The sequence below is a fragment of the Lactobacillus sp. wkB8 genome, from assembly GCF_000761135.1.
Classification (GTDB): domain Bacteria; phylum Bacillota; class Bacilli; order Lactobacillales; family Lactobacillaceae; genus Lactobacillus; species Lactobacillus helsingborgensis.
This window is the reverse complement of record NZ_CP009531.1, coordinates 814,944-825,749: the sequence shown is the minus strand read 5'-3', so window position 1 is coordinate 825,749 and position 10,806 is coordinate 814,944. Positions and strand designations below refer to the sequence as shown.

Genomic DNA, 10,806 nt, shown 5'->3' with positions numbered 1-10,806 from the left:
CTTAATAAATAAGACTTTCTTTTAAAATTTCAGCGGCCACTTGTTTACTAGTATTAAACTAAAATTACTTCTCTGAACTTATGGCCAGAAAGCAAAGCGCTGTAATATCCAATCATTTATGTTAAAGCAACTATCAGCTTAAAGCTGCAAACCTATTTTTAGCAGTAATTAGCTAGAATAGTGTTTTAATAAAAAGTCCAGACGCAAAAATACCCCAAATTTACCTTAAATTTGGGGTATTTTGTGGTTTTAGCAACTAGTCAATCTTAAAGATTAATTGCCTAAAAGTTTGCCTTCTTCACATATTTACCACTAGCTACAACATAGAATTTCTTATGACCAATTTTGACTGAATTACCATAAGTTTTCACAACTTTATGTTTCTTCAAAACTTTTTTACCTAAACGATGACCATACTTGCTATAGATATAAGCATTATGTTTCAGTTTTAATTTCTTAGCGTCAACATTGCCACTATCTATCAGTAGACCATCTGCTAAGGCATAATATATTTTGCCATTAACCGTCTTTTTGCCAGTAGTTTCTATTTCTGAACCAGAATTAATGATTAACTTGTTGGCACGTTTGCCGTTTTCATCATAGAGATAAGCGTTGTGCATTAACTTTTTAACTACAGTGGTAGTTGCTGGAGTAGCAGTATTGGTACTTGTTGCTGTCACTTCTTCCTTAGCAGTTTGCGCTGCCGTGACTGGTGCAACGTTAGCAGCTTTGATATAACGGTTTTTACCAATAGTAAAGTATTTCTTACCGCGAATTTTGACTGCTGCGCCGTAAGTGTTAACTGTTTTACCTTTCTTGAACACTCCAGACTTTTTAACTCTCTTGCCCACTTGATTATATACATAAGAATTATGCTTAACTTTTTGGGCAGTAGCTTGACCATTAGTTGCAGCAACATAATATTTCTTATTGTTAGCACCCTTATCAACTAGAACGTAGTATTCTTTACCATTAATTGTCTTGGTACCATAAGTGGTAATTGTAGAGCCAGAACCTAAAGTAACCTTGTTTGCGCGTTTACCATCTTCGTCATATAGATAGGCATTGTGCATTAAAGTCACATTAGTGCTTTCACCTAAGTCATTTGGCGCACCATTTGTTCCATTTTCTTTATCAGTAGTTGGTTGCTTAGCTGGGGCAGCAGGGTTAGTAGGAATAGATGAAACACTGCCATTACCATCGGAATTAGAATTGTCTCCTCCATTATCGGAATTATCATTATTGCTGTTATTATTGTTGTTGGCACTATCTTTAATAATTTTATCAATGACAGTTGAATCTGATGAGGCCTTATTAATCGCTTCAATTCCATCGTCACGCTTGCCGTCAATATCAGTTAAATTATCATTTTGATTAATCTTTTTCTGGGTATCAGCTAAAATACGATCAATTTCACTCTTAATGGCAGCTTTTTCATCGTCAGTATAGTTGTTACCATTTTCATGTTTGACCCTGTTATTATCAATTTTCTTTTTAGCATTAGTAGCAGCATCAGAAACAGCGGCTTTAGCAATTTCACGTATCCCAGTTATTCTATTATTCAGAACTGCATCATAAGAATTACCAGAGATATCTTTAAATTTGTCATGCTCACTATTAGTTGCATAAATCAATGCAGACTCACCAAAATATTTTTGGTTCTGAGCAACTGCACCTTTGTATTCTGTCTCAATATCCCTATTGGCAGAACTCTTAACTGCATATAACGCTTGTTGCATTAACTGATCAATTGCTTGCCTTGCCATGTCAATATCATGGTTCATCTGGTTGGCAATATTCTCGTAAGATGTGTCAGCTTGAGCATCTTGAGTAAGCACAGTATCTATACTTCCATGTATGCCATCAAGTCTATTTTTGAAATGATCTCTATCCTCAGGAAGTAGACTATCTATATCGTTAAGCGTATCCTTTGCTTTATTGAACATATCATTAACTGTTTCTTTACCCATTAGTTCGTTATAAGCATTGATTCCGTTGCTATACGCTTGAGTAGTGGAGCCAATATTTGTTGAATGCTTAATTGCATCAATTGCATCCTGGATAGCTTGAATATTCCTTTGATAAGCAGAATTAGCTTTTTGTTCTTCAGTTAAACCATTGTATCCAGCTTCTAGACCTGTTATTTCATTTCCAGCACCCTTTAAGGCATTAGCTTGATTATAATCAAACCATTCAGACGTATTTTGATAAGTATCAGTTAGCTTAGTACCGATTTGATTTTCGTCAGTCGGGATTTTGTTGATATCAGTTTGCTGCTCTATGCTTGCTTTTTCATTTGCATATAAATCATCAACTATCTTGTTCAATGCTTTCTTTTGAGCAGCAGTTAGTTGAGATAACCCAATAATGTTGTGAGTTGTTGAATATTTCCTTTGTAAAATATCCTCTGCCTTTGCTTTCGCAGCAGCAAGATCAGTATCTTTTTCGACATCAGCAAATCCAGGGACGTGACTGCCAGAATCGCTATCAGAATATCCTTGAGTTGCATTGTTGACAATCTGATCAACGTCCTTTTTGACGTCATCTGTAGAACGTTCATTTCCGTTCTTATCTATTGTTGGAACTGCATTAATCTTTGCTTTGCTCTGATCGTAAATATCCTGAATCTTCTGCTTTTGTTTTTGTAAATCAGAGTTTACTAAACCAGAATCTTCAAGCTTTTTATCAGCTTCTGCTTTTTGCTCAAGAAGATTATTAATAGCATTTTGCTTAATTTGATATATTTTTTCTTTATCTTGGGCAGTTTGGTAAAGCTGGTTAATTCCAGTTTCACCTAAATTGATTGGGTGTCCTTCGCTATCGAGCCCCTTTTCAATATTTTGCAATTTTTGTTTAGCATTTTCGAGATCTGTTGTTGTCGGACTGCTTGGTAAAGCAACTTTACTAATTTCATCCTTGGTCTTTTGAACCAGCTGATTAAGTTGATCCTGTAAATCCGCCTTTTGCTGATCAGTTAAATCACTGGCAACTTGGCTAATACTGCCCTTATCTTTGACATACTTATCAATAGCCGCAATTTGCTTATTCTTTTCACTTAGTAAATTGGCTGGAATACCTGCTTGATCTATAGCGGCTTCACCAGCTTTTTCAACTTGACCTAAGTCTGCATTATCATCAGCACCATATAAGTCGCTAACACCTTTTTGCATTGCGTTATTTATTGCAGCTTCATTTTGACTTATTTCTGTTGGATCAAGTCCTGAACTGGGTAATTTTGCCTTAGCAGCTTCAGCATATTCTTTCAGAGTATTAATTTGCTTGTTCTTTTCTTCGAATCGCTGAGTTAAGCCAGTAATTGCATCATTACCAGCTTGCGCTGCTTGATTCATTGCACTATTTGCATCAGTCGCATTGTTTTGAGCAGCTTGAATATTTTGAGCAGCTTTATCACGTTCTGACTTAATGCGATCTCTCATCTGATCTGCCAAACTAGGATTATCTTTAGCAATCTTATCTGCAGCTTCGTTTGCCTTGTTAACTGCATCTTGCAACTTAGTCAATGCATTATTGACAGATTCTGCTTTGATGATTTCATTATTAACTTTATTCAAATCAGCATTATTCTGACCTTTAGCATCAGATAATTGATCCTGGTTGGTAGCAGAGTTTATTCTAGTTTCACCTGACTGACGAATTTGATCAATTTTATTCTTCAAATCATTATATTGGTCTTGACCTAATTTTTTATCAGCCAAGTCTTGATCAATTTGCTGTTGTAATTTATTAGTTGAATTATCAAAATCATTTTTAGCAGAAGTCTTAGCGTTAGTAATGTTCTCATCATTAGCTGTATTAACAATTGCTTCAATTGCTTTATTACCCTCATCTTGAGCCTTTTGCACATCATCTTGATTTTGAGCTTTATCAATATTGTCTTTTGCCTTATCCCGCTCGCTTTCAATTGTAGATGTGTCTTTAGCGTCTTTAGCAATTGAAGTTTGAGCTTTATCATCTAAAGCAGATTTTGCCTTATTTTTAGCTGCCTGCAGTTTAGCATCAGCCAAAGCCTGGTAAATATTGCTTAGACCGGTATTCTTTTCTGTATCAATATTTTCAGATAGAGCGCCACTGACGTTTGCAACAGCATGATTATAAGCATCTTGTGCTTGTTGTTTAAACTTAGCCAGCTGATCAGAGGTTAAATCACTTAAACCATTTATTTCTGGTAGAACACCGGTATCACTTGAGCCTTTTCCAAGAGCTTTATCAAGTTCTTTAATTGCTTGATCTCTTTGCTTACGGATATCATCTGCATCACTCTTGCTTGCATTAGCAACTACATTACTAATACCCTGTAAGGTATTATTTTTGATTTTTTCAACTGTAGCGCTGTCATTGGCCGCGCCAATATCATTAATGCCTAAATCAGCCACTGCAAAAACTGCATTTTGGTCTCGTGAATCATTTAGTTTAGCTCGAGCCGCGTATGCTGTATTTTTAATCAAATCGGTGGCAACAACTTTATCACTAGCTAACTTGGCAGCAGATTCAATGTTATTAATTTTATTTAATGCATCTTGATAAATTCCAGCTAGTTGTTCTTTATTTGTGGCTGCGTCAATTTTACTATTTGCATCCGTTGGGATTGACCCTAGCTGACTAATTGCATCATCAAATTGCTTTTTTACTTTATTTCTTTGGTCATCAGACAATTTGCTATAAATGTCACTTAAACGATTCTTGGCACTGCTTGCAGCATTGGCAATACTATTTTTAGTATCAGTTTTAGATGTATTAAAACCATTACCTGCAGCTTCTGCAGCGTCAATATCTGATTCGCCCTTTTTCTCAGCTGTATTAGCATCAGAGACAGCATTTGTAGAATCAATTATTGATTTTGCATTATCGCGTGCAGATGTAATGTTATTAATAGTTGTTGTCTTGACATCATTGGTAATATCTGACGAATTATTAATTCGGTCAATCGCCTTTTGAGCATAATCATCAAGCTTTTGCTTATTAAGGATCTTATTAACATTTACGTCACTAATCACATCATCAATTGAAGACTTACCATTTTGGACAATTTTATTAAGTTGCTCATTGGTAGTGGTGTTTTTATCATTAATTCCATTAACACCAATATCATATGTAGCATCTACTTTTGAACGCAATTCATCTTTGTTGGCACTGGTAATCTGATCCATATTGCCAATCTGCTCTTTTACTTTATTACGCTCGTCCATTAGAGCTGCTAAAGCCTGGTCTTTTGCAGACTGCAAGTTTGCTGCAGTTTGAATGTTTGCTAAATCGCTTTTACCTTTAGTTAATGCTGCATCTATATCATCTTTACCTGCACCTTGAATAGCAGTTTGAGCTTGATTGAAGGCATTTGTAATCTGATTATAGTAGTCATTCTTTTCGGTTACTCCTAAATTAGGATCATTAGTAATCTGACTGCTTGCAGAATCACGCGCATCTTTTAATTTTCCAATTGCAGTTTGACGCTGTTGTTCTAAGGCCTGAGCTTCGAGATCAGGAGAAAGAGAATTAATAACAGAATTAATGGCATCAATTCCTGTTTGAGCATCAGTGTTAATATCAGTTACTCTATGGTCATTAGTGATCGCCTGGATTGCTTGATCATAACCCGCATCAATCTGGTCCTGTTTTGCTTGAACTATTGCCGGATCAAGATGAGAATTTGCAAGAGTATTTTTGGCATTAGCCTTGGCCTGTTGCAATTTACTAATTGCCTGCGCCTTAGTGGCTGTGATTTGAGCAGCACCTAAATCTTTAAGAATATTGTTTTGACCTTCTTGCTTTGCCGAAGTGATATCAGAAACATTTTGAGACGAAGCAATTTTAGCCTTTGCAGCCTGGGCATCTTGATCAATTTGGTCTTCATAATACTTCTTATTTGAAGGACTGAGTTGACTATCATCAATGCTTTCAATTTTAGCTTTTGCATCATTAACAGCTGTATCAATGTCTTGAGCTGCATTGGTTCTAGCTTCTTCTACCTCCTTATTGGCAGTACCCTGTGCATCGCTTACAATATTATCTATACTGTTTTTAGCGTTAGTGACTGTCTCAGCGATTTTAGAACTATCGACCTTGTTTAAAGTATCGATATTGTCGTTAACTACCTTGCTGATTTGATCATGATATGCTTTCTTTTGTTCATCAGTCAGATTGCTTGTCTGATCGATTTGATTATTAGCGTTTGTTTGCGCTTGTCTGATCTGCTTGATAGCATCAGCCAAAGAATTGTTACGCTCACCATTAGCTTTAGCTGAAGCCAGTAAGTTGTTTAAGGCATCAATACCATCATTACGCGCTGAATCAATTGCAGTTAAGCTCTCTGCCTGATCAATGCGCTGGTTATAACCAAGAGGAGTGTTTGAATTATTGAGCAGTTTCTGTGCATTTGCCACGCTATCGTCAATATCATTTGCTGATAAGCCCGGCAAACTACGCAGTTGGGTTTCAATATCGCTTTCTACTTTAGCAAGTTTAATCTTAGAAAGCTGTCTTAAAATTGACCGCTTAGTTGACTCCTCAGTTGTCGAAACAGCAGCAGAATCGCTTGCTTTATCAATATTAGTCAAACCATCACTTACTGTTTTTTCTATTTCAGAGTTTGAAGAAATGCCTAGCGAATTTTCATTAGCATTTGCATATCCCATGATTTCAGCTTTTGCAGCATTTTGATCAAAAATAGTTTGTGTTGCTGCTTCTCTTTGATTGATCGCAGTATTATCAGATGTGCCGTAAATTGACTTTTGCTCATCATATATAGAACTTCCTGGTTTAGCTGTTGCAACTTCTGCTGCTTGATCAATTGCATCTAATAAAGGGACCTGCTTATCAGAACTAATACCTGAATCTTGTACTCGCTTTTTGGCAGCAGCAGCTGCAGCATTAATTTTGCTTGCTTCTTGATCAGCATTTATATCCTTAATAGACTCCTTACCCTTGGAACCATCGGGATCATCACCAGTGATAATGTCGTGAACTGCTTTATTATAGGAATCCTTTATTTCTGCAGTCTTATCGGCATGATTGTTAATTTCATCTTGAGCAACAGCCTGTAAGTCTTTTAGTGCTTGAATTGTTTTGTTAACTTTATCAATTATATCTTGAGCTTCTTTTTGGTGCCCATCTACTGATACTTGGTCAAGATCTTTTTCAATATCGCCTTCTGGTTGAGCAATAGCCTGAGCACGAGCCAGACGAGTCGGTAAATTAACTACTTCATCCTTCTCTTCTTTATTTAAGTTAGGATCATTTGCAAGCTTGTAAGCATCAACATAGACTTGATCAATTTTTTGCTTAAGATCAGTTTCAATACTCTTTTTATAGCCATAAGCTGCCTGATCAATTGCATTAATACCATTCTTCATTGCCTCAGTAATATCTTTATCAGCTTGAATACCTTTGATAGTATTAATTGCTTTATCACGTGCAGCATTAATTGCATCTATCATTGTAGGAAATCTCTTTGACTGCAATGTGGCTTCATTATTTAAATTAGTTATTGCGCTATCGCGAGACGCCTCGATAGTGGAAGAATTTTGCGCCTGACTTACGATATTCTTAATTGCATCAAGGGCAGCATTCTTACGATTATTAACCTCTGTTAAAGTGTTTGCACTTGAAGCATAAACCGAAGTTTTTTCATTATCGGAATTAATTGTTTTGGATGTAGCAGACGCAACTTTATCTAACTGTTCATTAAAGTCTTTAACTTGAGCTTCAGATAGGTTATTAGGTCTATGAATTTTCGCATCACTTATCGCATCAGTAATTGCCTTTGCAGCTTGATCTTGAGCATATGATAAAGTTAGAATATCCAAGTTTTTAATTATTGGGCGACGTCCTGCAGCTACACTAGACGGATCGTAGCTAACAAAGTTTGCATTTGGAGTTAATTCTACAGAGTAGCCTTTATCAAACTTAATCGTTTGATCGGCTGGAATAGTAAAACTAAATGAACCATCATCATTTACAATTGCTGCAAATTGTGTTGGTAAAGGGTTCAAAGAACTGTTGCTTGAATCTCTTATGGTGTCTTTTGTTTGCGAATATGGGTTGTCAATTAAATTCTTGCCATTTTGATCCTTTGGTGTCCACGCAGTTTTTACTCCCATACTATCGATTAAATTAGCCATAATATATGCTTTAGTCGCAACTGGGAGAATCAAACTAAATGGGTTTTTCAAATTTTCTGGATCTGAATCCGGACCATCAACAGTAGAATTATAATTAATTACGCTGCCTGGTTCACCGGAAATTGTTTGTGAACCATCAGAATTTCTGGTTATCTGTACCTTACCAGGATCAATATCCAAAAAACCACTCGGATTGGCTGGAATAAAACTAATGTTGTTATAGCCAAAATTATTGCTATTGTTGAATGCTTTTTGAATAATATCCGAAAAGATTTGATCGTAAGTCCAGCCGTTCTTAATACCATCAGCCAACGAATTTTGAACATCAGCCGGCAATTTATCAAGTGAAATATGAGCTTTGGCTGCCTGTGCTTTAATTTCTGCTAATTTATCTGCAGTTAGCTTTTCTTGACCATTAAGCAACTCAATATTATCAACTGCAATTGTATTGTCAGTTTTCCTAACAGTTAAAACGTGAAATGGTGGCAATGTTACTTTACCAACCCCAGTTTGTGTTGAGCTCAAATCAAACTGCTGCCGGACATTTGTTAAAGTAATCGGCATTGTACCGATAATACTCGTAGCAGGATTGGTATTGCCCTGGACATTCAAAATTAATGAGGTAGGATTATTAACAAATAACTTCCCGCCTTGCACATCTACCAAAAGTATTTGGCCATTACCGCCATCTACGTATCTACCATTTGGACCTGGCGTTCCTAGAATGATGTTAAAACCACCGTTTTCAATATTGGCCGTACCCCTAATTAGGACTAAAGTACCAGAATAGTCGCCCATATTTGAGCCATTAATGTTTAACGATCCTCGTGGCAAAATGTTAAAATTACCACCATCATAAATCAGGTTTCTATTGCCCCAGTTATTAGCTATATCACCGTTAGTAGTAATATTTACTTTCGCATCACTATTAATATTAAAAACAGAGTTGCCATCATTAATCAGGATTGCACTTGATTGATCGTTGTCATTTGTACCATTATAGTGATCACTGCCAACTATGATGTTTAATTCACCATTAACATTCACGGCTTCATTATTACCTAACATGGCGATGGCCAAAGGAAGCCCAGTATGTTCAGCAGCGTTAGAGCCTAAATTATTATTAGGAACATAGATTCGAGGAGCAAGTGTTACCTTGGCATCCTTGGCAATATTAACAACATTGTTGCTCCCAGCCATTTCTAATACGTTACCACCGACGGTTTTACCGGTAAAAGTACCGCTAAAATCAATAGAGTTGTTTGAACCTGTAAATTCAAATAGTTGTTGAACATCACTACTTGAGATTGTAATGCCAGGATATGGTGTATGAGTCACTTCACCATAGTTAGTTCCTGTAAAGTAAATTTTAGTATTGTTACCACAGTGAACCATCTGCGAACCATGGAAATTAACATTATTAAACGTTACTTTTGAAAAATGCCCGTCCTTGTTGTAATCATCAGTCATGATGACGCCCCAGATATCGGCACTCCATAAATCAAGGTTTTCGTACGTTATATCTAAATCCTGCGTACTGCCACTATTTAATTGGAGATGGTTACCTTTCAAATCCACCTTAAATCTGGTATTACCATTGCCAGCGGATTTAATCAGCATTTTTCTGCCATAAAAGTAGAACGCTTGTGATCCATTCTCTGGTCCGTCAGTAATATCGTTCATAACGTCAATTTCTGAAATAGATTCATTCTGAAATGCAGCTATAAGTTCATTAAAGGTATGGACCTGTGCTACATCAGCATCCCTAGTATTTATTTCTGTGTTTTCAGCAGCATTTGAATCTTCATCTACTACAGCAGTTGAATCAGCAGGCTTTGTTGTTGTATCTCCTTTAGCGGATGAAACATCATTAGTTTGTTGACTTTGGCCAGATCCTTGATCTGAATTATTTTTTGACGCGGGGGGCGTCTTTTCTGATTTTTCCTGACCAGTTGATAAACTGTGACTAGCTTTTGAATCACTGCCACTATCTCTTAAAAACGAACTTAAGCCAGAAAAAGTACTTAAATCGTGCTTTTCATCATTTTGACTTGACTGCTCTTTTGTATTTGCAGTTTTTGCGGTACCCTTTGTTTGTTCTGTTTTAGTTGTTTCATTCTCATTTTTTTGAGAATTTACTTCTTCATTTGCCGGATCAACTGTATCAGCTTTAACTGTTTGATTGCTTAAGCCAAAGAAAGTAAAACCAAGCAAGACAGAAGCAGCACCAATGGTCAATTTACGAATTGAGAAGTGGTCTTGCTTTGCCTGCATTTCCATTTTACGTATTCTTTCCTTATTGTTATTTTTACCTAGCATAATAATCCTTCCTCAAAATTATGATTACATATTAATTGTAAGTCCTGTTATTTTTACTGTCAATTTAGTAACATTATTATGCACTCAAATAGGTAATTAAATTTAAAGTTTTGGTTTATTAAATAACTATATTTTATGATTTAATGCTGTTTTGTAAGAATATTTTTGATTAAAATAACAATAATTACATTTTATTATACACACTTTATATATGATTTATAAATTCGATTTAGTTTAAAAGCAATATTCATATATAATATACAAAATACTGTTTTACTGTGTATACATGAATATGCTTTTGATTTATTTAACACGATTAATTATGTAAACATAATTTTGTCTGACTTGTTCA

At 35.8% G+C, this 10,806-nt stretch carries 1 protein-coding gene; it reads right to left on the bottom strand.

What is annotated here, in order from left to right; genetic code table 11:
• Positions 1-281: 281 nt before the first annotated feature.
• Positions 282-10,454: an SLAP domain-containing protein gene (locus tag LACWKB8_RS03925; protein ID WP_038522270.1), complete on the bottom strand. Its 10,173-nt coding sequence runs from the start codon at positions 10,452-10,454 to the stop codon at positions 282-284.
• Positions 10,455-10,806 lie beyond the last annotated feature (352 nt).